This window comes from Helicobacter sp. MIT 21-1697 (genome assembly GCF_026241255.1).
In the GTDB taxonomy this organism is placed as follows: Bacteria; Campylobacterota; Campylobacteria; order Campylobacterales; family Helicobacteraceae; genus Helicobacter_C.
In genome coordinates this window covers 127,877-151,088 of the sequence record NZ_JAPHNC010000002.1, presented here as the reverse complement: position 1 = coordinate 151,088, position 23,212 = coordinate 127,877, and the positions used below count along the sequence as shown (strand labels likewise).

The following is a 23,212-nucleotide window of genomic DNA, read 5'->3' as shown; positions in this document are numbered from 1 at the left end:
GGATTATTCTGCGAAATATTATGACAAAACATTATGAGATGTAAAGCTGCATACTCACACAATGCAAACTTCCGTGCCATAAAATCAATGAGCGACAATCCACGCCTACTACCCTATGCTTTGGCAATGCTTTGCTTAGTATTTCAAGTGCCTTTTTGTCATTTTTATCCCCATAAGTTGGCACGAGCAGACCTCCATTGACAAAAAGGAAATTTGCATAACTTGCAGGTAGTCTCTGTCCTTGCTCATCATAGATAGCTTGAGTAAAAGGCAGAGCAATAAGCTTATAAGGCTCACCGCTAGGCTGTCTTAACGCACGCAACTCTTCTTGCATACGCGTTAAAGCCTCAAAATGCTCATCTTCTTTGTCTTCACATACAATATACGCGATACTATCAGGTGCAATAAAACGCGCAAGTGTATCAATATGGCTATCTGTATCATCTCCAGCAAGATAGCCTTGCGTAAGCCATAATACAGAATCTAGTCCAAAATATTCTTTCAGCCTAGATTCTATCTCTTGTTGGTTTAGGTGTGGATTGCGATGAGATTCTAGCAAACATTGCGTATTTGTGAGCAGCACCCCTGCCCCATTGCTCTCTATACTGCCTCCCTCAAGCACCATATCAGCTTTTATAATACGATGAGGTGCAAAGATAGATTCAACAAGTGGCGATAAAATGCTCTTATGCACTTGTTGTACGATATTTTGCGTAATATGATTATCATAATTCGCAGGATATTTGAGCCCCCAACCATTAAAAATAAAATCAAAGAGGACAATGCCCTCGCCCCCCTCTGCTTCCACACTAATACCTCCAAAATCCCTTGCCCAAGTATCATTGAGTGGCACACGCACAATATGAAGTCCATATTGTTGATGTGATTGGGAATCCTTATTTTGTGCCAATGCGATATGCTCTTTAAAATGCGCGCTTAGAAGTGCTATTCCCTCCTCATCATCGGTATCCACACAAAGTATCACCGCTTCAAAAGATAGAATCTGCTCAATGAGGCACATAAAACATTCTCGTGCTTCCTCAATATGCGCTGCCCAATCACTATTTTTATGCGGAAAAGCCATCAATATGGCTATTTGCTCCTCCCACTCTGCCTTAAGCCTATATCTAGTTTTTTTCATAGATAATCCTTAAACTTCTTAATGTATAATCTTAGCATACTTTGGCATTTGAAGGAATTAGTGTATGATTTTGAGTATAGAATCAAGCTGCGATGATAGCTCACTCGCCTTAACAAGCATTGATGACGCCACGCTTATTTATCATATCAAGCTCTCTCAAGATGAGGAACATAGCACTTATGGAGGTATTGTGCCAGAAATCGCTTCAAGACTTCACGCTCAAAGACTTCCAGAGATTCTAAAAAAGCTTAAAGTATTTTTAAACAATGATTTATCAGCGATTAAAGCCATTGCAGTAACTACTCGTCCCGGACTAAGCGTAACGCTCATTGAAGGCTTAATGATGGCAAAAGCACTCTGTCTTGGCTTACAAGTGCCACTGATTTGTGTCAATCACCTTAAGGGGCATATCTATTCGCTTTGTATTCGCAATGCTACTTCAGATAGCCAATCCACCCTCTCTAAACCCCTCTCTCTACCCCAACCTCTTGGTATTTTGCTTGTATCTGGCGGACATACGCAGATTCTCCAAATGCACAATTTTAACACTATAAGTCTTGTCGCACAAAGCCTTGATGATAGCTTTGGTGAAAGTTTTGACAAGGTTGCTAAATATTTGGGATTAGGCTATCCGGGCGGTCCTCTTATAGAATCTTATGCTAAAGAATTTATACAAAATTATCCACATATTACATCTCATAGTTTCCCTGTGCCACTTTTACATAATCAAAAGCTACAATTTAGCTTTTCAGGCTTAAAAAATGCGGTAAGACTTGCTATTGAGGCTCTGTCTCAACCTCTTAGCCCTAAAGATTTAGGAAGTATCTGTGCGGGATTCCAACAAAGTGCGTGCGAACATATCGTGCGAAAAGTAAGATTATATTTTCAAAACCCACAAACACAGGATTTAGCGGATTTTGCCATTGTGGGGGGAGCGAGTGCAAATACATATTTGCGCACTGCCCTAAGTGAGCTTTGTGCAGAGTATAAGAAGCAATTACATCTTGCTGAACTTGCCTTTTGTGCTGATAACGCAGCGATGATTGGGGCTGTGGCAATAGAGCACTACAAAAGGCAGGATTTCACGCCCATAGATGAGGCGCAAATCTCGCCTAAAAGCCTACCAAGTGATTTTTTATGAATCCATTAAAACTCAAGTCCAACTTCTGCCAAAACCTGAAAGTTTTGTGTAGTGGGATAATTAAGGTTATTTGTCATCTTTGAAGCAGCAAAATTTTGATATTTGTAAATGCCCCTTACATAATAGCCCACACTTTGATTTAAATCAGCCACATAAGCCAAACTTGCCTTAATCATATAGTTTGTGCCTGCAAAATCCGAAATTACTCTTGCGTCTCTAAATCTATAATTACTTTTTTGGTTGATGATATAGTAATATCCAAGCAAATACTCTATCTTTGACGAGGATTGCAAAGTTGTTGAGCCATTTATCTCTGCACCTGCATAATGCCAAGACATTGCCAAACCTTTTTTATCATCTTTTTTATAGTTTGAGAAAATACCACCTGTGTAGAGAGAGAAATTTTCAAACCCATATACTCCTGCGATAAAAATAGGCAATGATACGCTAGAGACATTCACACCAAGCTTTATATCGCCTGCAAGTGTGCTAGAAGTCGTTTTGCCTTTGTAGTTTGTATTTTCAAAATATGATTCTTTTGAATCTGCTCTCCCTATGCCGATTTGCCCATTGGCTTCAGCTAAGATTCTATGAGTAATCAATCTGCCACCTAGAGTAAAATAACCTCCAGAATTGCCTATATGTGCGTCTTTGGCAACAAATGTTTGGTAAAGTGGTATGCCCACACCTACGCGCAATGACTTGCATAATGTCTCCTCACAGCTCAAAGCAAAAACTTGACTTGCACTAAAGATTCCTGCATAAAGCATTAAGAATCTAAAAATGAAATTACGGCATTTCAACATAATTCCCTCCTTTTAAGACATACAATGTAAGTTATACTTCTAATCTATTAAAGTATAACGGCTTAGATTTTAAAAAATTTTTTTAATCTCATAGCTTAAATAGCGTTTTTTTTTTTTTTGTAAATTTTGAGAAAATGTTACAAAAGGTAAAGAAAGAATTGCCTTTGAGGGGCACTCCCCAAAAGCAAGAAAAGTTTGATTTTTGTAATAAAGGAGATTCTATAATTCTATGCCGAGTTCTATCATACCTGTATAATTAGTGCTTGCAGGGTAATTCACACCTGTGGCTGTGAGTTTTGAAGCACTCATATTTTCATATTTGCCAATGGCTTTAATATAAAATCCTAGATTTGGGGTAATATCACTCGCATAGCCTAAACTCGCTTTAATCATATAATCTGAACCCCCAAGTTTTGAGCTTACATCATTTTGCAAAAGGTAATTTCCTGCAAAAAAGCGATAATAGCCCACAAGATATTCTATTTTTGAAGTATTACTCGTAGGGAGAAATCCTTCAAGTTCTACGCCACCAAGTTCGCGTGAAAGCCCTATACCCTTATCTTTTGTATTTGTAGAGAAATTATCCCAACCATATACAGCATTGACAAATAAGGGTAGTTGTTTGCTTGCAATATTTAAACCAATCTTAAAAGAAGCTTCTGTGAAAACTGAAAGTGGCTTTTCATCAAGGGTTGCAAAATAGCTTCCACTCGCCTTTGCACTGCCTACACCGACTTTTCCGCTAATCTCGCTCATAAGCCTTTGCTTCAAAGTCCCACGCGCAGCAAAAGAGAGGTAACCACCTGTGCTACTTATATCTGCTCCTGTGGCACTAAGGCTATGGTAAGCTCCTCCTGCCCCTATACGAAAGTGTGCGCAGTTACTTTCCTCGCAATTGAGAGCAAGGCTAGAAGAAGCCATTGCCCCTAAAAATCCAAGAGAAAGTAACGAAGCTTTAAGGAATCTAAACTGCATAAATCCTCCTTAATTTAAGATTTTGGCTGGTGGAATTACCACCAACCCTTTTTTTGACCATATTTATCAACAGCCAAAACAAGCAAACCAGCACCTAAACCAGAGAAAAATTCCCCTTTAGTTTCTTTCATTTCTTTTTCAGAAAGGAGAGCAACATTATTGTTTTCTTGCTTACCAAAGAGAAATTCGCTCTCACTAGCTTGTAGCTTATTTACATCTTTTGATGTTGGCTCAACTGCCACCAAGCTACTTGCACCAAATAAAGCTGACACCAATAAAACTGAAACAAGTTTTTTCATAGGAAGTCCCTCCTAAAGTAAGATTTATTGTTCCACTTGATATACAAAAATATAAAAAGTGGAACAGAATATTTTTAATAAAAATTATTTAATGAATAACTTTATTTTTTTTTTTTTTGTAAATTTAAAAAAGTGTGTTACAAAAGGTAAAATTACTTTTATCTTTTAAGAGAGCTCAAGCATTCTATCAAGGGCAATTTTTGCCCATTTTTGAATCTCATTATCTAAAAATACTTCATTGATAGGCTTATCATCTTCAAAAGCAAGGAGCACATCGCGCACATCTTCAAGGGTTGTTTCATTCATCGTGGGGCATTGAGGCTTACTTGAGCTCAACACAAAAGTAGTTTGTTTGCCATTATGTTTTGGGCGCAACCGATTGACAAGATTAAACTCTGTGCCCACAGCGACTTTTTGCTCCAAAGGCAAAGACCGCACATAAGCAATAATCTGGCTTGTAGAGCCGACAAAATCAGCAAGTTCCACGACATTTGGGTCGCATTCGGGATGCACTACGATTTTTATATCAGCAAATTTGTTACGATAAAAAGCAATATCTTCGGGAGTAAAAAGCTGATGCACGGAACAAAATCCATCATAGCAAATCACATCAGCATCAAGCACTTTTTCTTTGCTATCTGTGCGTAATATTGCGGATTTTTTGTGATTCAAACGAGCGAGATTCTCTCCTAGACATTTATCGGGGAGAAAAAATATCTTTTTGCCCTGCTCTTTTGCAAAGGCAAAGATTTTATCAGCATTCGCACTTGTGCAGACAAGCCCTCCCATTTGCGCGACTTTTGCTTTGACATCAGCATTTGAGTTGATATAAGTAATAGGAAAAATAGAATCTTTACTCAAACCATACGATTGCAAAAGTGCAATACTCTCATCATAATAATCACTATCAATCATTCTTGCCATTGAACAACACGCTAAACGCGGCATTATCACACGCTTTTGTGGAGCAAGCACTTTGACACTTTGCCCCATAAATGCCACGCCACAAAAGACAATGAGATTCTTTTCACTCTGTGAGGCTTTACGAGAAAGCTCTAAACTATCGCCACATAAATCCGCTAAGGCGACAATCTCATCTTTTTGATAATAATGTGCTACCAAAAGCCCATCAAGCTTATGAAGTAAATCTTTAATTTCATCGGTGATTGTTGCTGACATAAGTTATTCCTTATTTTTATTAGATTTATGTATGAGTGCCTATGTCTTGGGCAAATTTAACTTTTTCATTCATATGGACATCTGGAATCATCTGCTCCATCAAAAGCACAATGGTTGAACCCATTTTAAACATTCCCAACTCCTCTCCCTTTTTTATGGCAATAGGTGTGCGGTAAGTATAGCAAATATCGTGTGCCTTAGCATTACTCTCAATCCTACTTTCAAAGTGCATTACCATACTCCCTACATTTAACGCACCTATGGCGACAAAATACAGCCATTTATTGCTTGATGTTTTACCCACCACGACTACGCGTTCATTGCGAACAAAAAGACTTTGATTTTTATTCAAAGAGCGGAGATTCACAGGTAGCAGTTCTCCACCAAAATACCGCACCTCATAAATCTCCATATCACAAGGCGCGTGATAGCGATGATAGTCTTTTGGTGAAAGATAAAAATTTATATAATAAAATTCCCTATCAAGCTTCTGTCCCAAAAGTTCTTCAATAGAATATTCCATACCCTTGATTTGGAGGGCATTTTTTTCTGTGCTTTTGCCTATTTGCGTTATCAGAGAATCACAAGGCGCGATAAGCACAATAGGATTAGGATTAATCACTCTCTGGCTTGTAAGTGCTCGTGTAAAAAGTGCATTGAGCGAAGCATAACTAGAAACAGGTGCAAACTCATTCAGCTCAATATCAAAGATTTTTACATACAGAGCATTAATGAGATTTTGCAATGGAGAGGGAAACTCATATGATGCAAAACGCCCAAAGAGCCGTGAGATTTTATTAGAAAGATTCATACTTCACCTCGTTTTTGAGTTATTTTAGGTTGCTTACGCTCGCGTATAGCAAGGGCATAAAAAAATGGCGTATCGCACAGAGCAAGAAAAGCTTTGATGCAAAAATCTGCAAAAACCATAGCCATAACTTGCTCCCACGGATACGCAAATAAAAAGGCAATATGAAAGAAAATCATTGTGTCAATAAATTGTGCAATAATTGTGCTTGCGTTATTACGAAGCCACCATAAGCGCGGAAAACGATTTTTAAGATAAAAAAATATATACACATCAAGATTCTGTGAGACAAAAAAAGCACATACACTCGCAATGGCTATACTCAACTCACTTGCCAAAAGTGATGGGATAAAAGCAAGTATAAGCCCACACCAAAGGACTTTTAATACTTGAGGTTTGCTATATTTTTCGCTTAATACATCTATGAGTAAAAAACTAAGAGGATAGCTCAAAGCTCCATAAGTGAGTGGTGTGTCAAGCACAGGATATTGCACACTATAATTTGCTAAAACAATAATGCAAGCAAAAAGTAATGAGCTACCTACAAAAACCCAAATACTCATCTCTCTCACCCTTATCTCCTCTTGAGCTGCTTTCATTCTTTGCTCTCTTTGGGAGCAGATTCCCTATAAGAATCATCTTGTAATGAAAGTTTCTCTAATATCTGTTTTGAAAGTTGCGAATTATAACTAATGAGGCTGTTTTTTAGCTGAAGCTCCCACAAATCAAATCCCTCACGCATTTGTCGCTTAAATTCATCTTGATTGAGTGCTTCATCAATAGTATTAATCGCATAATCACTAGCGACAAAAAACCCAATCGCGCATAAAGGTGCGAACATTCCACATACTATTGAACCACCTGCTCCAACTGCCCCAGATAAACCTTTTTTTGCCACACTCTTGCTCACAGCTTTGGCAGTAGATTTAGCAACTGCCTTGCCCGAAGATTTAAGAATCATCGCTCCCACTACGCTCGCTCCCAAAAGGGCTGCTACGCCATCAGTAGCGCGTGGAGAGAGTGAGTTAATTTGTGCATTTATATCCTCAAGTGAGAGAGTAAGAGAAATAGCGGCATTAGAGGGTTTTTTATGTGTTGTAAAAAAGCCAAAACTCTGCTTTAGGCGAGATTTAAGATTCTCAATATGCGTATCATACATATTATTTAAATGCTCTTGTAAATCATAAGGCGTATGGGCTTTAAGCAAAAAAATAAATTGCTCTTGAGCAATATCCTCTCCTTTACCAATGGCTGCATAAAAAAGCCTTGTGTATTCGCCACGCACACTAAAATACCATTTGGAATATTCATCAATAATGCGCTCTTTGTGAGCAAGATATTCATTTACAATCTTTTCTGTATCGGTATTAAGATGAGATTCAAAAAAGGCAAGATTCTCTTTGATTTTATACTCCAATGAAGGTAAATCATTAGAGCGTATAAGGCTTTGTGCGCCCTGCATACTGATTTGAATATAACTTTCATTTTCTTTTAGAATCTGCTCACTTAAAAGTGGTGGGAGATGATGATGCTTAGCTAAAGGCTGCAAATGAATGCTCACATTAAAGGCAATGTAAATAAAGATAAGAAAAAATACCATAGCAAAAAATTGTTTAAATGCGCGAGATTCTATGATTGTAGGAGTATCTTGCTCGTTTTTGCTCTTTTGTTCTAAGTGAGTTTTAGGCACTATGCCCCCTACACACATAAGAGAGAAACTCGCAAATGAAGCAAAATGCCCACAAGCAAAAAGTAAAATAAGTGCAAAATGCAAATAACTATCGGCAATACTAAAATAAAGCACATCAAGTAATGCTTTTTTTAGCAAGATAAAGCCAAAGAGTTCTTGCCAAAAATGTGAGTGCATTTGGGCAATGTTATAATTCTCCATAAGCACAAGATAATGAGCGTGTATATCGTTAGATTCTAAAACAATGGGTGCAAAATTATTGAGCGCAACCTCACACATAAGTGCAAGAAAAGCGGTTATAAGTGCGGTATATTTTTTTGCCAAAATAGGGGCAAAATCAGGGCTTAAATTTGCATTACAAATAAGATATACAAGTCTAAATCCATATACACTACAAGGTACAAGCAAACAAAAAATAAGAATCTCGCTTCCACTAGGAAATACAAGCATAAAAAAAAGCGACACACTCCCCACAAGCGCAATGACAAGACTTACAATTTTAGTAAGAAAGAAATGTCCAAAATAGCGATATAAAAAGGAATCTCTTTTGTAGTAAGCCTTAATTGTGGCTTGTTTTCTTACTTTTAAAACTTCATAGCTATATGCAAATAAAACCACAAAGATTCCAAAAAAAGCAGGATAGAACAAAAGAGATAGATATGGATAGAATCCCACACACAAGATAGATATGATACTGCAAATAAAAAGTAGAGGAAGAAATAGATGTTTCATTATTTCAAATTCCTTTTACCTAAAGGGGTAAAAGGAAAGAAAAAAGCATTATTTTGTAATCGCAGTAAGTGAGATTTCAACACGGCGATTTTGCGCTCGCCCTTCAGGCGTTTTATTTGAAGCAATAGGCTCATCTTGTCCCATTCCCTCAATCACAAATCGTTCTGGTTTGACTTTTTGATTCTGTAAATATGTCGCTACGCTTTGTGCGCGTTGTTGCGAAAGGGTAAGATTTTTTGCTGCGCTGCCTGTATTATCTGTGTAGCCTACGATAGAAACGATAGTTTTATCATATTTGTTAAGCACTTTTGCCACAGAATTAAGCACTTTATAAAAATCTGCACTTAAGTCCGCACTACCTGACTTGAATGTAATATCACCGGGCATATTGAGGATAATTTCATCACCATTTTTTGTAACACTCACTCCCGTGCCTTGAAGTTCTTCACGAAGTTTTTTGTTTTGTATATCCATATATCCACCTACTGCTCCACCCGCTAATGCACCTACACCCGCGCCAATAGCAGCACCTTTTGCCCTATTCTTTTTGTTAGCCAATGCGCCAATCCCAGCACCCACTGCTGCTGCGCCCACTGCACCAATAGCTGCTCTACTTATTTGCGATTCGCCTGTGTAAGGATTGGTCGTGCAAGCTGACATAAGAAGTGTGCCACAAAGTGCTATGGAAATTTTTGAAGTTGTTGTTTTGAACATAAATAATCCTTTGAATTAATTTTAAGCCCGCATTGTAATCTGAAAGATATTACTTTTGGCTTAATAACACTTATTTATCTATTCAGTCGCTCAACACAAAGAGATATGGCTTTTTTGCGATGTGAGAGCATATTTTTAGCACTTGGTTCTAATTGTGCTAAAGTTTTTTGTAAAGGATTATCTTTATTTGGCACAAATAAAGGATCATAACCAAACCCTTGATTGCCTCTTTTTTCACCTATAACTATACCATCTAGCTTTCCCTCAAAATGCTCTATCTTGCATTTATCTAAAGGTAATAATGTGGATTCCATATAAATAAGCGCGATATGTGCGATAAAAAACGCAGGAGTTGGTGCAAATGGTGTGATTTGCTCTAAAAGACAATGGAGATTCTCAATATCGGTGCTATTGTGCGTAATATGCAAATCGCTTTGCGTTCTTTGCGTATATAAAGCTCGTGAATCTTGTCTAAATCCCTTATATTGTGCATATCTCGCACTATAAATACCCGGCTCTCCACCAAGAGCTGGAATACATATCCCACTATCTTCTGCAATAAGAGCAAGAGGAAATGCTAATACATCACTCTGTCCTTTTTCTTGCATATATTGCATATAGAGAGCATTATAAATTGCTTTTGCTTTAAGTGCAGCATTTTCTGCAAAACTCGCACCATTTTCTATAATATGTAAAGGCTTTAGAATCTCCTCATACGCATATACTTTCGCGTCTTTATCCCCTAGCATAGCCTGAAATTCACGGATTTTATGCGTATTGCTTGTCGCAAGTATGATAGTCATTAAATACTCCTTATGCTTAATGCCAATACTTTATTGGTGGTAGAATATATTTTTTACGCGTAAATTGACCTATTTTGCATACTTTAATCCTATGCCTTAGAGCTATTCTTTTAAGCTTGAGGCTATCCTTTGGTGCAATGGCTATAAGCATTTCATAAGATTCTCCGCTATAAAGCAAAGGTTTTAAATGTGGTGCAAAAAGTGGCATATTTGATTTAAAATGAAGCTTATTTATTGCACTAAGCTTAGAAATATCGCTTAAAATACCATCAGAAATATCCATACCTCCTTTTAAAAATCGCGCACAATCGGCTATAAATCGCGCCCTAATACGAGGAGATAAGAATCTGCCTTTTGCTCTTAAATGTTTATTTTTAGGTGGATGGAGCAATGTTTTTAGCACTTTATAGCTTTGAGTGATAGTATGCTGCGGATATTTATCGCAAGTATAAAAAAGTACCGAACCAGCAGGAATCTTATCACGATAAAGCGTATGTTTATGAATTAAACCAAAAAAAGTAATATGAATCTGCAAATCTTTGGTGCTAATAGTATCGCCCCCGATAAGTTTTACATTATATTTGCGACAAAAATCTCCTATGCCACGAATACAATCTTTAATCTCTGCTTTAGCCCAATATCGGGGCAAACCAATGCTTAACATTGCATAAGCAGGAGTAGCATTCATCGCTACAATATCGGAATAATTAACCAAAAAAGCCTTAAAAGCAAGTTCATAAGGCGAAAACCAATGAGCGAGAAAATGCACTCCCTCACAAAAACTATCCATACCAACAACAAAAGGTGAGACATTTGCTTTTTGTTGTGCTTTAGGATTGATGTGTGCCTTAATATGTGCTTTGCGTGGGTGATGAGAGTTGTTATCTTGTGGAAAGAATACACAACAATCATCGCCTATTCCCTCTGTGATTCCCTCTGATTGCAATGTATGAATAAAAAATGATTCTCTATCAAATCCTATCACAACCTAGCCTTCAATTTTTAGGCTGAAATCAAGCCACTTTGCTTGATGAATAAGTGAGCCCACACTAATAGCATCTACACCACTAAAAGCATAATCACGGATATTCTCAAACGTTATATTACCACTTGCTTCAAGGTAAATATGAGGTGCATTTGCATTGCGATATGCTACTACTTCTTGAATTGCCTCTACACTCATATTATCGCACATAATCACATCTACTTTGGCGTGTATCGCCTCTTTAGCTTGTTCAAAATTTTCACATTCTATTTCAATAGGACACATAAATGGCAATCTTTTCCTTGCAGTGCTAATAATCTCTGCAAGATTCCGAGCATAAGCTAAATGCGTATCTTTTAACATAAGCATACTATCTAACCCAAAACGATGATTATGTCCTCCACCATTGATGATAGAATATTTTTCAAGTTGGCGCAATAATGGGCGTGTCTTGCGCGTATCAAGAAGTTTAACGCGTGTGTCTTTTATCAATCTCACATAAGAAGCAGTAAGAGTAGCTATGCCACTACTATGAGCAAGAATATTGAGCAATACGCGTTCTAACTGCAAAATATGAATATGACTTCCTTTTATACGACATAAAATCGCACCTTTTGCAAACAATTCACCATCTGAATATGATGATATAAGGCTAAGCCCAAAATACTCAAGCATTGCTCTAAGGTATATTTCCCCAGAGAATACACCCTCTTGCTTAGCAATGATATAAGCTTGGACTTCCTTATCTGTTGCAAAAAGAGCATATAAATCTCCTCTGCCTAAATCTTCATCAAGAGCTTTTTTGATAAAGTCTTTAATGTGATGTTGTAACATTGTGCGCCTTTGGCTTTTAGGTAAATGAAAGTTAAGATAATAACATAATTGAAGCAACATTCGCACAGAGGCTTATAAAGCCGCACGAATGTAAAATATCAAAGGAATTATTTTTTGTGAATCCCATTAATGTAGAATTTAAATGATTGTAAGCCCTCTTTGAGTGCCCATTCATAAGCTCTTGAGACAAAAGCCCAATTAATGTGCTTCCAAAATGCTTCCAAATAAGCAGGACGAGCATTTCTATGGTCAATATAATAGGCGTGCTCCCATACATCAACAACCAAAAGTGGCACTTTAGAATCTGTCGCAGGTGTAGCAGCATTGCTTGTTTGGACAATTTCAAGCTTGTTGGTTTGTGTATTATACACGAGCCAATTCCAACCTGAACCAAAAAGAGTTGTGCTTGAAGTAAGGAATTTTTCTTTAAGAGTGTCTATTGAGCCAAATTCAGCATTAATAGCAGCACTTAATTCCGCGCTCATTGCACTTTCTTTAGGGCTTAAGCAGTCCCAATAAAAATCGTGATTATACACTTGTGCCGCATTATTGAAAATACCACCATTTGATTTGAGGATAATATCGCCAAGCTCTGCATTTTCAAACTCTGTCCCTTTAATGAGATTATTCAAGTTATTCACATAGGTTTGGTGATGTTTCCCATAATGATACTCAAAAGTTTGCTCACTGATAAAACCATTAAACTCATTTTTACCATAAGGTAATTTACGCAATTCAAACATTTACTTTCTCCTTAAATTTTGTTGTTTGCCTGTTGATTTCAGATTCTTTAACTTTAATGATATTTTAAAGAATCTAAACACCGACAAAGTAAATAATTATAGCCCAAATCTTTTAACCTTTAATCCACAACTTGATAAAATTCATTTTCTCCTACTCTACACTGCTTTATCGTCCCTTTTTGGCATAGCTGATATAAGAGTGCTAAAGTTTGAGAATCTAGCATTTTTTGTGCATCTATTACGCTTAGAGGACGTCGCTTAATCAACCCCAATAGTTCATCTGTATCATAAGATTGCAAAATAGAATCTTGCTGTATTTTAGAGCGTTTTGGCAGCGAAACATTTAAATGCGGATAAGCATAAAAATGTGCAGCAAGAGATTCTAAGCTTTCCTCACTTATAGCTTCTACCTTATAAGCCGGTGGGCGGTCAATACTGCCTATATCTACACGATGAATAGGCAATGCAGCAAGAAAGGCTGCAATGGCTTGAGCTTGAGCGTGTGTATCATTTATGCCTTTGACAAAAAGCACTTCAGCAATAATTTCACCTTGAAATTCTTCACAAAAGCGTATGATTCCCTCTTTGATTTGTTCCAACGAAAGGCTAGAATGCGGGCGGTCAATATGCTTAAATGCTTTTTCTTCAAGCGCATCACAAGAAAATTTAACAATATCAAGCTTTTTCAAACACTCACGCACATCATCTCGCCACAATAATGAACCATTAGTCAGCAAAAGCAATTTTATAGAATCTGGCACAATTATTTTAAGAGTGCTAATAAGTTCTTTTAAATGAGGATATAGCGTAGGCTCACCATTTGCAGTAAGCGTTAAAACATCACATTTATGGACAACAATAGCCTTTTGAACGGCATTTACCACTTCATCAACAGGCACTATTGTTTTCATAGATTCTACACTTTTTGCCCTTTGTAATTCGCAATATACACAATCAAAATTGCACTGCTTTGCATAAGGAGATAAATCAACGCCAAGTGAGCGTCCAAATCGCCGCGAATGCACAGGACCAAATATGATTTCCATAACATTCCTTATTGAAAATAAAGTGCAAAGTATATCACATTTTGTGTTGCTTCTTGATTGGCAAATCTGAATTTTTACGCTACAATCCCCACTTGAAAACACATCTCAACAAAGGCATTATGTGAAAACTCTTTGTTCTTTACAGATTCTATATAAAATTATTTGTGTATTTGGAATGATAGTGCTAATGGAAAATTTTTGGGGTTGCTCTACCCTTAATAATGCTCAAATTAGTATTACCGAAGATCCTTATTATGCAATAAAACAAGTGGCAGGCAATCAACTCAGAATCTCCACCGACCAAAGAGCCTTATTGCGCGATATAAAAGAAGTTAAGCGTCAATATACTCAAGTCGCCAATGCCCTTAGTGGCAATGTCGCAAAACAATGGAGTGAGGAAGACATAAGTTTGCCAAGCACACAAACTTATGTGAGATATTCCAACCATTATATGTCTAAAGCAAGTATCAACTTTAGCACAGGTGCTATTCGCATTGAAACCATTGACACGCAAAATCCCACACAATCTTTAGAAAGAGCCATTACACACACTCTTTTACTCCCTCAAGACCCAAGCAAGATAGATTTGTATTCTGATGAAGATTTTGTCTTTGATGGAAAGCCATTCCTTGCAGGACTCATCAAGGACAATGAGGGAGAGGATATTTTAACACAATGGCGCGCCCAGAGATATGCAAAATATCTCATTGAAAATGCCATAAAAACACGCAAAGATAGCAAGGGCAAACAAGTAAGCTATGTAGATTTGCAAATGGTGGGAGATTATCAAAGCAAAAGTGAGCACAGATATGAAGCACTTGTGCAAAAATATGCGCGCAAATATAATATTTCTCCCGCACTTGTGCTAGGCATTATCCAAACAGAATCTAATTTCAATCCCTATGCTGTGAGTGGCGCTCCTGCGTATGGGCTTATGCAGGTTGTCCCAAGCACGGCAGGAGCTGATGCGTATGAACTTATTAATGGCAAAAAAGGTATGCCCACAAAAAAAATGCTCTTTAACCCTGAAACAAACATTGAGTATGGCGTAGCGTATTTAAGCATACTTTTTAATCGTTATCTGCCTGATATTAAAGATAAGCAAAGCCAAGAATATTGTGTAATTACCGCATATAATGCAGGTGCTGGAAGTGTGTTGAGGACATTTCACAATGATAAAAATCAAGCTTTCAAGCGTATTAATGCGCTTTCATCATCTAAAGTCTATGATACATTGCGCTCCAAGCTCCCATCTGATGAGGGAAAACGCTATCTCCTCAAAGTGAGCACATTCAAAAAAAATTACGAACATATCAAATGAATGTTGCCAAATGAGATTAGTTGAATTTTACTCTGAAGAAAAAACTTGTAGCTACATAGATTCCAAACGAAGTATTTTTAGATATTTTCATATTCAAAATGTAACACCGACATTCTACTATGGACTGCTTGAACGCGGTTGGAGACGCTTTGGAAATTATTTTTTCACACCAATGTGTGAGGGTTGCACAGATTGCATTTCCATACGCACCTTGATTGATGACTTTACTTTTAGCAAAAATCATAAAAGAGTGCTAAAAAAAGCTCAAAACATTGATATTTACATACAAAAGCCTACGATAACCCAAGCACACATAGAGCTTTATAATCGTTATCATCGGGTTATGCACGATAAAAAAGGTTGGGAATACACACCCACTACGCCAGAATCGTATATGGATATGTTTGTTGAGGGACATCAGGACTTTGGCTATGAACTCCTCTATCTTATAGATTCTCAACTTATAGGCGTAGGGCTTGTTGATGCGCTTTTTGATAGTATTACAGCAGTGTATTTTTACTATGACCACGCATTTGCACATCATAGCTTAGGCACACTTAATATTTTAAAACAAATCCAAATCGGCAAAGAAAATGGACTCAAATACTTCTATCCGGGCTATTGGATAAAAGATCATTATTGTATGGGCTATAAAGAACGATTTACGCCTTTTGAAGCACTCAAAAATATCCCCGATGTCTTTGAAACACCCATTTGGGAACTCTATACTAAGGAATAAAATATCTCAATGAAATCTAATGATAAAAAAACAATCTTGCAAGGCATTTATGCCATAAGTGATGAGATTCTCACTCCTTATGAGATTTTGCCCCAATGTATAGAATCTGCCCTCAAAGCAGGCGTGAGAATATTCCAGCTACGCGATAAAAGCCATAGTGATGCGTGGCTTAAGCCCTACGCGCTTCAGGCTATGGCACTATGTGAGCGTTATGACGCCCTCTTTGTGCTCAATGACAGACTAGAACTCGCATTAGAGATAAACGCTCCTGCACTTCATTTAGGCAAAGATGATAACGAGTTTATGGAGGCAAGGGCACGATTTAGTGGAATCTTGGGTGCTTCAAGCTATGGGGATTTGGAGCGGGCACAAAGCTTGGAGAGGCTCGGGGCAGATTATGTGGCATTTGGTGCATTTTTTGCCTCTCCTACAAAACCAAATGCCCCGCTTGCACCTTTAGAGATTCTAGAATCTGCCAAGGCTACATTAAGCATTCCTATTTGCGCTATCGGAGGTATTAACACTACTAATATACATTTGCTAAAAAATGCCAATATGTGCGCTGTCATCAGTGCTTTGTGGCAGCATAAAATACAAGATTCACCCTTAGAGATAAAGTATCAAAATATCCATCGCAATGCCCTTGCTTTGATACAATCTTTAGAATAAGATAAGACAAATACCAGTAGAATCTAAATTTCAGCATTTATTTAAAATTATGGGGGAAATTATGCATTTTCTAGTTTTATTTGTCTATGCTTTATGGTTTATTGGTTGCGCTCATTTAGGCGTAGATTCTAAAGTAGCTTGCGCTAATGCAGAGGATTGTATGGCAAAAGGCTTTGAATTTTTTGATGAAGCAAACTACACTCAAGCAGCACGATATTTTACCAAAGGTTGTGATTTAGATAGCAGAGGTTGCTTTATTTTGGGTGTTCTATATTATGAGGGTAAAGGTGTAAGACAAGACTACAATAAAGCTAGAGAATTTTATACTAAAAGTTGTCAATATGGTGCAGCTAAAGCCTGTACAAATTTAGGTATCTTGTATGATAAAGGATATGGTTAAAGCAAGATTCTACAAAGGCACGACATTTTGCCAATAAGAGCTGTGATTTAGAGAATGGGAAAGGCTGTTACAATCTAGGTTTGCATTATTATCAAGGCAAAGGCATTAAACAGGACTATACAAAGGCAATAGAGCTTTTTACCCAAAGTTGCGATTTATACGAATCTAAGGGTTGTTATCTATTAGGCACTATGTATTATCGTGGTGAGGGTGTTTTACAAGATGATAGAATGGCATATGAATTTTTGAATAAAGCTTATGAAATTGATAAGAGCTTAGATTATAATGAATTGGGTTTGTTGTTGGTATGGAGTGAAAATATCAAGCGCGACTATACAAAAGCACGAGCAATTTTTAGCAAATCTTGTGATGAGGGTAATAGTATAGGTTGTGTAAATTTGGGCGTTTTATATGCGTATGGCAGAGGTGTTATGACAGATAATCTTAAAGTTGCGGAACTTTATTTGAGAGCTTGTAATATGAATAATCGTGTTGGTTGTTATAATTTAGGATTGCTTTATAGCGAGGGTAAAGGCGTAAGACAAGATTATGTTAAAGCAAGAGAATTTTATGCTAAAGCTTGCAATATGGGTGAAGCAGGGGCTTGTAATAATTTGGGAGTTTTTTATACTTATGGAAAAGGTGTGAGACAAGATAAACACAAGGCAAAAGAGCTTTTTGGCAAAGCCTGTGATATGGGAAACCAAAAAGGTTGTGATAATTATAAAGAATAAAACGCATTAGTTTTAATAGAATCCTACCACTCCTCGCCAATGCCAAGCATAATGCACTTATCAAATCGTGGCAGCACACAATAAGCAAAAATCTTGCGCCCTATGCCAAAAGCCCCCATATCTGTCAAATATCGTCCATCAAAATTAAGATAAAATGTATGTTCATCATTTGGCTTAAGCTTCGCTCCAATGCCTACCCCTCCAAAATTGCTATATCTAATAAATTCACTGATAAAAGCCCCAACAAGCACGAGAGCGCCACGCAAAGATGTTTTATCTTTTTGCGAGAGCGTGCGATAAGCACTATATTCTACAATAGGACGCGCGGGCTTTGATGAGTAAAGTGGATAATTTTGCTCTAAAGTTTGCTTTTTGACTTGCTCAAGGTAAGCTTCCAAAAGATCTGTGTTGCGTTCAAGGTAATATGAGCCATCTTTAGGAAAGCTAAAGGGATTTGGTTCTTGGTTTATCGCAGCATTCCCACCTGCAAGGGCTAGATTAAAAGTAACACACAAAAAAAATATAATAAATACAAATTTAAAAGCACAACATTGCAATTTTACTTCCTTTAAAATCACAAATCTTGGCAAATCACTTTTTCAAAGCTCTCAAAATAAAGCTTACTCATCTCTTCAAGACTTATATTAATCTCATCAACGCAAAAAATATCGCCACCCACACAACCAATCTCTGTAAAGGCAACCTTATGTTTTTTTGCCATTTGGGTAAATGTATTGAAGTTATTTGCTGTAATTTCTACGACAACGCAACTCTGTGAGGGAGCAAAAAGTAGCTGGGAGGGCAAGCTTGTATGGACATTACAACCTATGGGTTGATGTTCGCCATTGCCCAATGCCATTTTTGCAAGAGTGATTGCCAATCCCCCCTCACCTATATCTTTTGCACTCTCAAGCAAACGCGCATCACTTGCCTCAAGTATGAGATGCCATAAAGTAAGCTCGCGTGCCAAATCAATACTTGGAATCTGTCCATAAATATGCCCTTCCAGAATCTTTTGTGCTAAAGAACCACCAAATTCAGCTTTGATTTCACCAAGTAGGACAAGCATATTACCTTGTGTTTGGAATGTTGAGCGCACTACCTTACTTACATCATCTATCAAGCCCACACTTACAATGGAAGGCGTGGGATAAATATCTACGCCATCACTTTGATTATGCAAAGAAACATTGCCGCTTACCACAGGAGTATTTAAGACTTTGCAAGATTCCTTAATGCCCTCACACACTTCTTTAAATGCCCACATTACTTCAGGATTATGTGGTGAGCCAAAATTGAGACAATCACTAATCGCTAAAGGCTTTGCCCCATTGACAATGGAATTTCTCCCAGAAGTAGCTACCGCAATCTTTGCCCCCTCTCTTGGGTCAAGGTAACAATAACGCATATTGCAATCTACACTCATACTCAATGCACTCTTTGTGCCCTTTATGCGTATCATACTTGCATCGCCACTCCCTGCAGGAGTAATAGTGTTGCTTTGCACACTACTATCATATTGGCTATACACCCACTTTTTATTTGCAACCTCTACGCTTTCAAGCAAGGTTATAAAAATTTCTTGCACACCTAGAGATGTTTTGAGCTGATTAGCCTTATGAGTTTGGAGCACTAGAGGGCGCACAGGCATATCAAGCATAGGAGTCTTTTCACTTAGTTCCTTGATAGGAATCTCCGCACACTTCTCTCCGTCCCAAAAAAGTTCCATAACGCCACTTTTTGTAACTTCTCCAATAATTGCTGCATCTACTTCCCATTTAGCAAATATATCTAATATCTGCTGCTCACAGCCTTTTTTCGCACAAATGAGCATTCTCTCTTGAGATTCGCTTAGCATTAATTCGTAGGGATTCATTCCCTCTTCACGCATAGGCACTTTATCAAGGTGCATAATCATACCACTGCCACTGCGTCCTGCCATCTCAAAACTTGAGCTTGTGAGCCCAGCTGCACCCATATCTTGAATGCCGACAATTAAATCTTGCCTAAAAAGCTCCAAACACGCTTCAAGCAAGAGTTTTTCTGCAAATGGGTCGCCTATTTGCACTGCAGAGCGCATAGCCTTTGAAGTGGAGCTAAAACTATCACTGCTCATCACTGCCCCACCTAAGCCATCGCGTCCTGTTTTACTTCCCACATAAATAACAGGATTCCCCACGCCTTCAGCCTTGCCATAAAAAATCTCATCTTTTTTGACCAATCCTAGACAAAACGCATTGACTAAAATATTGCCATTATAGCAAGATTCAAAGCTCATTTCACCCCCGATAGTCGGCACTCCCATACAATTTCCATAGCTCCCTATGCCCTCTACCACACCTCGTAGCAAATAGCGATGTTTTTTGCCAAGTGCTCCTTGGTCATTCACATCGCCAAAACGAATAGAATTAAGCAAAGCTATCGGACGCGCTCCCATTGTGAAAATATCGCGCATAATCCCACCTACGCCAGTAGCAGCCCCCGCGTGAGGCTCAATGAAACTCGGGTGATTATGGGATTCTATCTTAAAAACTGCACAAAGATTATCTCCAATATCTATTATGCCTGCATTTTCACCCGGTCCTTGCACAACCCAAGGAGCTTTCGTAGGGAATCCATTAAGATACTTTTTGCTTGATTTGTAACTACAATGCTCACTCCACATTGCCGAAAAAATCCCTAACTCTATAAGATTTGGGGGACGCTGTAAAATCTTAAGAATCTCCTCATAATCTTGTTTTGAAAGCTTATGAACTCTTAAAGCCTCATCAATATCTTGAATCTCGCTCAAAAGATGTGTAATACTTGTCATTGCCACCTCAATCATTGCTAAAATTAAAAAGTGTAGATTTTATCACAACTTATGCTTTTTTTCGCTTTTGTTTGAGAATTACACTTTTTAAGTTTGGGATAAACTTTGATTAACTACAATATTCGCTCTAGTTATAAAATAACAATGTAAGGTACAGCGTATGAAATATATTAAGTTTTTTAAAGAACTCAACAATAAAGATGTGCCGATTGTAGGCGGTAAAAATGCAAGTATAGGTGAAATGTTTCAAGAACTTGTGAGCGAGGGTATTAAAGTCCCTAATGGTTTTGCTATCACAAGTGAAGCATATTGGTATCTGTTAGATTCTGGTGGTATTAGACAGACAATTATTAATTTGCTTGATGGTGTTGATGTAACTGAAATAGATGTGCTTAAAACACGTTCTAAAAAAATCCGCGAACTTATCTTTGGCACACCCTTTCCTGATGATTTGCGCAAAGAGATTTTTCAAGCATATGAGATTTTAAGTGCTGAATATGGTATGAAAGAGGCTGATGTAGCTGTACGTAGCTCTGCAACAGCCGAAGATTTGCCCGATGCGAGTTTTGCTGGACAACAAGATACTTATCTCAATGTAAAAGGCAAAACAGAGCTTATACATTACATCAAATCTTGCCTTGCTTCGCTCTTTACTGATAGAGCTGTAAGCTATCGTGCTTCAAGAGGATTTGACCATTTTAAAGTTGCTCTTTCTGTGGGAGTGCAAAAAATGGTGCGTGCAGACAAAGGAAGTGCAGGGGTAATGTTTAGTATTGATACAGAAACAGGTTTTAAAGATGCTGTCTTTATCACTTCATCTTGGGGACTTGGCGAAAATGTCGTAGGCGGCACGGTCAATCCTGATGAATTTTATGTGTTTAAGCCCACACTCAAAGAGGGAAAACGTCCTATTATTAAACGTCAGCTTGGACACAAACATCAAAAAATGGTTTATGCACCACGTGGAAGCGAACACCCTACCAAAAATATCAAAACAACTCAACGCGAGATGAAAACTTTTTCTATTAGCGATACAGATATTCTTACACTTGCGCGTTATGCGATAAAAATTGAGGAGCATTATACAAAAGAGGCAGGAGAATATCGCCCTATGGATATGGAATGGGCAAAAGATGGCGATAGTGGCGAAATTTTCATCGTTCAAGCCCGCCCAGAAACAGTGCAAAGTCAAAAAAATAAAAAAGGTAATGGGCAAAAGCTAGAAAAGTTTAAATTTGTCAATCCCGAAGTCAAAAAAGAAATTATCCTCGTAGGAAAAGCCATAGGGGGTAAAATCGGTTCAGGAAAAGTGCGTATTATCAACGACATAGAACATATGGATAGCTTCAAAGAAGGTGAGATTCTTGTAACCGATAATACTGACCCAGATTGGGAGCCAGCGATGAAAAAAGCTGCAGCAGTTATCACTAATCGTGGTGGGCGCACTTGCCACGCGGCGATTGTTGCTAGAGAAATAGGTGTGCCTGCGATTGTAGGAGCTATTGGAGCAACAGATAGACTATATAGCGGTATGGAGGTTACAATCTCTTGTGCAGAAGGCGAAGAGGGCTATATCTATGATGGCATTCACGAATATGAAATTGAGAGCATTGAGCTTGATAATCTTGGAAATCCAAAAACTAAAATTTATATGAATGTAGGCAACCCTGAAAAAGCATTTGGTTTCTCGCAGATTCCAAATCACGGCGTAGGCTTAGCGCGTATGGAACTTATCGTGCTTAATCAAATCAAGGCACACCCTCTTGCCCTCCTTGATATTCAAAATGGTAACACCAAAGGCTTGAAAGAAAAATCAGAAATTGAGAAAATAATATCTGGTTATGAAAATCCAAAAGATTTTTTTACAAAGAAAATTGCTGAAGGTATCGGTATGATTTGTTCGGCTTTCTATCCTAATCCTGTTATAGTGCGCACAAGTGATTTTAAATCAAATGAATATCGTGGTATGCTAGGTGGAATGGCGTATGAACCACACGAAGAGAATCCAATGCTTGGCTATCGCGGGGCAAGCAGATATTATTCTGACCAATATCGTATAGCTTTTGAATGGGAATGTCAGGCTCTTGCAATGGTGCGCAATGAAATGGGGCTTACGAATATGAAAGTGATGATTCCATTTTTGCGCACACCAGAGGAAGGAAAAAAGGTGCTTGAAATTATGCGGCGTAACGGATTAGAATCTGGCAAAAATGATTTAGAAATTTATGTTATGTGCGAATTGCCTGTGAATGTGATTTTGGCTGATGAATTTTTAAATATGTTTGATGGATTCTCAATTGGCTCAAATGACTTAACCCAACTCACGCTCGGTGTAGATAGAGATGGACAACTCGTAAGCCATATCTTTGATGAGCGCAATCCTGCAATGTTTGCAATGTTTAAAAAAGCCATAGAATCGTGTAAGCGTCATAACAAATATGTTGGTATTTGTGGGCAAGCTCCGAGTGATTACCCTGAAGTTACTGAATTTCTTGTCAAAGAAGGTATTAGCTCTATTTCACTTAATCCTGATTCTGTTATTGCCACTTGGCAAAAAGTCGTAGAAGTAGAAAAATCACTCAACAAATAACATTCATAAAGGGTGCTTATTGCCCCTTATGAGAGAATCTAACCCTTAAGA

The 23,212-nt window shown here is 37.8% G+C and carries 23 protein-coding genes; 7 read left to right on the top strand and 16 right to left on the bottom strand.

Annotated features, from left to right (window positions below; translation table 11 throughout):
• Nucleotides 1-31: 31 nt before the first annotated feature.
• Nucleotides 32-1,141, bottom strand: coding sequence for an agmatine deiminase family protein (locus OQH61_RS02690; RefSeq protein ID WP_266025715.1), 1,110 nt, complete (start codon nucleotides 1,139-1,141; stop codon nucleotides 32-34).
• Nucleotides 1,142-1,205: 64 nt separating this feature from the next.
• Here OQH61_RS02690 and tsaD point away from each other — a divergent pair, with 64 nt between their 5' ends.
• Nucleotides 1,206-2,282: a tRNA (adenosine(37)-N6)-threonylcarbamoyltransferase complex transferase subunit TsaD gene (gene tsaD / locus OQH61_RS02685; RefSeq protein ID WP_266025714.1), complete on the top strand. Its 1,077-nt coding sequence runs from the start codon at nucleotides 1,206-1,208 to the stop codon at nucleotides 2,280-2,282.
• Nucleotides 2,283-2,287: 5 nt separating this feature from the next.
• On the opposite strand, the gene OQH61_RS02680 is transcribed toward tsaD, so the two are convergent.
• From OQH61_RS02680 to OQH61_RS02620, 13 genes are all read right to left on the bottom strand, one after another.
• Nucleotides 2,288-3,088: a hypothetical protein gene (locus OQH61_RS02680; RefSeq protein WP_266025713.1), complete on the bottom strand. Its 801-nt coding sequence runs from the start codon at nucleotides 3,086-3,088 to the stop codon at nucleotides 2,288-2,290.
• Nucleotides 3,089-3,307: 219 nt separating this feature from the next.
• Entirely contained in the window at nucleotides 3,308-4,063 is a 756-nt protein-coding gene (locus OQH61_RS02675) for a hypothetical protein (RefSeq protein WP_266025712.1), read from the bottom strand.
• 35 nt (nucleotides 4,064-4,098) lie between these two features.
• Complete coding sequence (locus OQH61_RS02670; RefSeq protein WP_266025711.1) at nucleotides 4,099-4,362, bottom strand: hypothetical protein; 264 nt, start codon at nucleotides 4,360-4,362, stop codon at nucleotides 4,099-4,101.
• Between the two features lie 165 nt (nucleotides 4,363-4,527).
• Nucleotides 4,528-5,541: a quinolinate synthase NadA gene (gene nadA, locus OQH61_RS02665; protein WP_266025710.1), complete on the bottom strand. Its 1,014-nt coding sequence runs from the start codon at nucleotides 5,539-5,541 to the stop codon at nucleotides 4,528-4,530.
• Between the two features lie 25 nt (nucleotides 5,542-5,566).
• Nucleotides 5,567-6,352, bottom strand: coding sequence for a phosphatidylserine decarboxylase (locus OQH61_RS02660; protein WP_266025709.1), 786 nt, complete (start codon nucleotides 6,350-6,352; stop codon nucleotides 5,567-5,569).
• On the bottom strand, nucleotides 6,349-6,948 hold the full coding sequence (locus OQH61_RS02655; RefSeq protein WP_266025708.1) for a queuosine precursor transporter: 600 nt from the start codon (nucleotides 6,946-6,948) through the stop codon (nucleotides 6,349-6,351). The genes OQH61_RS02660 and OQH61_RS02655 overlap by 4 nt, the downstream gene beginning before the upstream one ends.
• Complete coding sequence (locus OQH61_RS02650) at nucleotides 6,945-8,771, bottom strand: hypothetical protein (RefSeq protein ID WP_266025707.1); 1,827 nt, start codon at nucleotides 8,769-8,771, stop codon at nucleotides 6,945-6,947. Before OQH61_RS02650 ends, OQH61_RS02655 begins: the two co-directional genes overlap by 4 nt.
• Before the next feature lie 48 nt (nucleotides 8,772-8,819).
• On the bottom strand, nucleotides 8,820-9,485 hold the full coding sequence (locus tag OQH61_RS02645; RefSeq protein ID WP_266025706.1) for an OmpA family protein: 666 nt from the start codon (nucleotides 9,483-9,485) through the stop codon (nucleotides 8,820-8,822).
• A 74-nt stretch (nucleotides 9,486-9,559) separates the two neighbouring features.
• Nucleotides 9,560-10,288 carry a non-canonical purine NTP pyrophosphatase gene (locus OQH61_RS02640; protein WP_266025705.1) on the bottom strand — a complete coding sequence of 243 codons (729 nt, stop codon included), beginning with the start codon at nucleotides 10,286-10,288 and terminating at the stop codon, nucleotides 9,560-9,562.
• A 16-nt stretch (nucleotides 10,289-10,304) separates the two neighbouring features.
• The gene (locus OQH61_RS02635) at nucleotides 10,305-11,273 is read right to left on the bottom strand and encodes a thiamine-phosphate kinase (RefSeq protein WP_266025704.1); all 969 of its coding nucleotides are present in this window, start codon (nucleotides 11,271-11,273) and stop codon (nucleotides 10,305-10,307) included.
• 3 nt (nucleotides 11,274-11,276) lie between these two features.
• Nucleotides 11,277-12,107: a carboxylating nicotinate-nucleotide diphosphorylase gene (gene nadC / locus OQH61_RS02630; RefSeq protein WP_266025703.1), complete on the bottom strand. Its 831-nt coding sequence runs from the start codon at nucleotides 12,105-12,107 to the stop codon at nucleotides 11,277-11,279.
• A 107-nt stretch (nucleotides 12,108-12,214) separates the two neighbouring features.
• Entirely contained in the window at nucleotides 12,215-12,850 is a 636-nt protein-coding gene (locus OQH61_RS02625; protein WP_266025702.1) for a superoxide dismutase, read from the bottom strand.
• 119 nt (nucleotides 12,851-12,969) lie between these two features.
• Nucleotides 12,970-13,896 (bottom strand): radical SAM protein, encoded by a 927-nt coding sequence (locus OQH61_RS02620; RefSeq protein ID WP_266025701.1) that lies wholly within the window; start codon nucleotides 13,894-13,896, stop codon nucleotides 12,970-12,972.
• Nucleotides 13,897-14,017: 121 nt separating this feature from the next.
• Between OQH61_RS02620 and OQH61_RS02615 the strand changes: the two genes are divergently transcribed.
• The 5 genes from OQH61_RS02615 (at nucleotide 14,018) to OQH61_RS02595 (ending at nucleotide 17,759) form a co-directional block, all read left to right on the top strand.
• Nucleotides 14,018-15,217, top strand: a complete 1,200-nt coding sequence (locus OQH61_RS02615) for a murein transglycosylase domain-containing protein (protein WP_266025700.1) — start codon at nucleotides 14,018-14,020, stop codon at nucleotides 15,215-15,217.
• A 10-nt stretch (nucleotides 15,218-15,227) separates the two neighbouring features.
• Complete coding sequence (locus tag OQH61_RS02610; protein ID WP_266025699.1) at nucleotides 15,228-15,956, top strand: arginyltransferase; 729 nt, start codon at nucleotides 15,228-15,230, stop codon at nucleotides 15,954-15,956.
• A gap of 9 nt (nucleotides 15,957-15,965) precedes the next feature.
• A complete protein-coding gene (gene thiE / locus OQH61_RS02605; protein ID WP_266025698.1) occupies nucleotides 15,966-16,625 on the top strand; it encodes a thiamine phosphate synthase in 660 nt (219 codons plus the stop codon).
• A gap of 61 nt (nucleotides 16,626-16,686) precedes the next feature.
• Nucleotides 16,687-17,025: a tetratricopeptide repeat protein gene (locus OQH61_RS02600; protein WP_266025697.1), complete on the top strand. Its 339-nt coding sequence runs from the start codon at nucleotides 16,687-16,689 to the stop codon at nucleotides 17,023-17,025.
• Nucleotides 17,016-17,759 carry a tetratricopeptide repeat protein gene (locus tag OQH61_RS02595; RefSeq protein WP_266025898.1) on the top strand — a complete coding sequence of 248 codons (744 nt, stop codon included), beginning with the start codon at nucleotides 17,016-17,018 and terminating at the stop codon, nucleotides 17,757-17,759. The genes OQH61_RS02600 and OQH61_RS02595 overlap by 10 nt, the downstream gene beginning before the upstream one ends.
• Before the next feature lie 23 nt (nucleotides 17,760-17,782).
• On the opposite strand, the gene OQH61_RS02590 is transcribed toward OQH61_RS02595, so the two are convergent.
• Both OQH61_RS02590 and purL read right to left on the bottom strand, forming a co-directional pair.
• Entirely contained in the window at nucleotides 17,783-18,316 is a 534-nt protein-coding gene (locus OQH61_RS02590; protein WP_266025696.1) for a hypothetical protein, read from the bottom strand.
• Between the two features lie 17 nt (nucleotides 18,317-18,333).
• Nucleotides 18,334-20,571 carry a phosphoribosylformylglycinamidine synthase subunit PurL gene (gene purL / locus OQH61_RS02585; RefSeq protein WP_266025695.1) on the bottom strand — a complete coding sequence of 746 codons (2,238 nt, stop codon included), beginning with the start codon at nucleotides 20,569-20,571 and terminating at the stop codon, nucleotides 18,334-18,336.
• 160 nt (nucleotides 20,572-20,731) lie between these two features.
• Between purL and ppsA the strand changes: the two genes are divergently transcribed.
• Entirely contained in the window at nucleotides 20,732-23,161 is a 2,430-nt protein-coding gene (ppsA, locus tag OQH61_RS02580) for a pyruvate, water dikinase (RefSeq protein WP_266025694.1), read from the top strand.
• The last annotated feature ends 51 nt before the right edge of the window (nucleotides 23,162-23,212 follow it).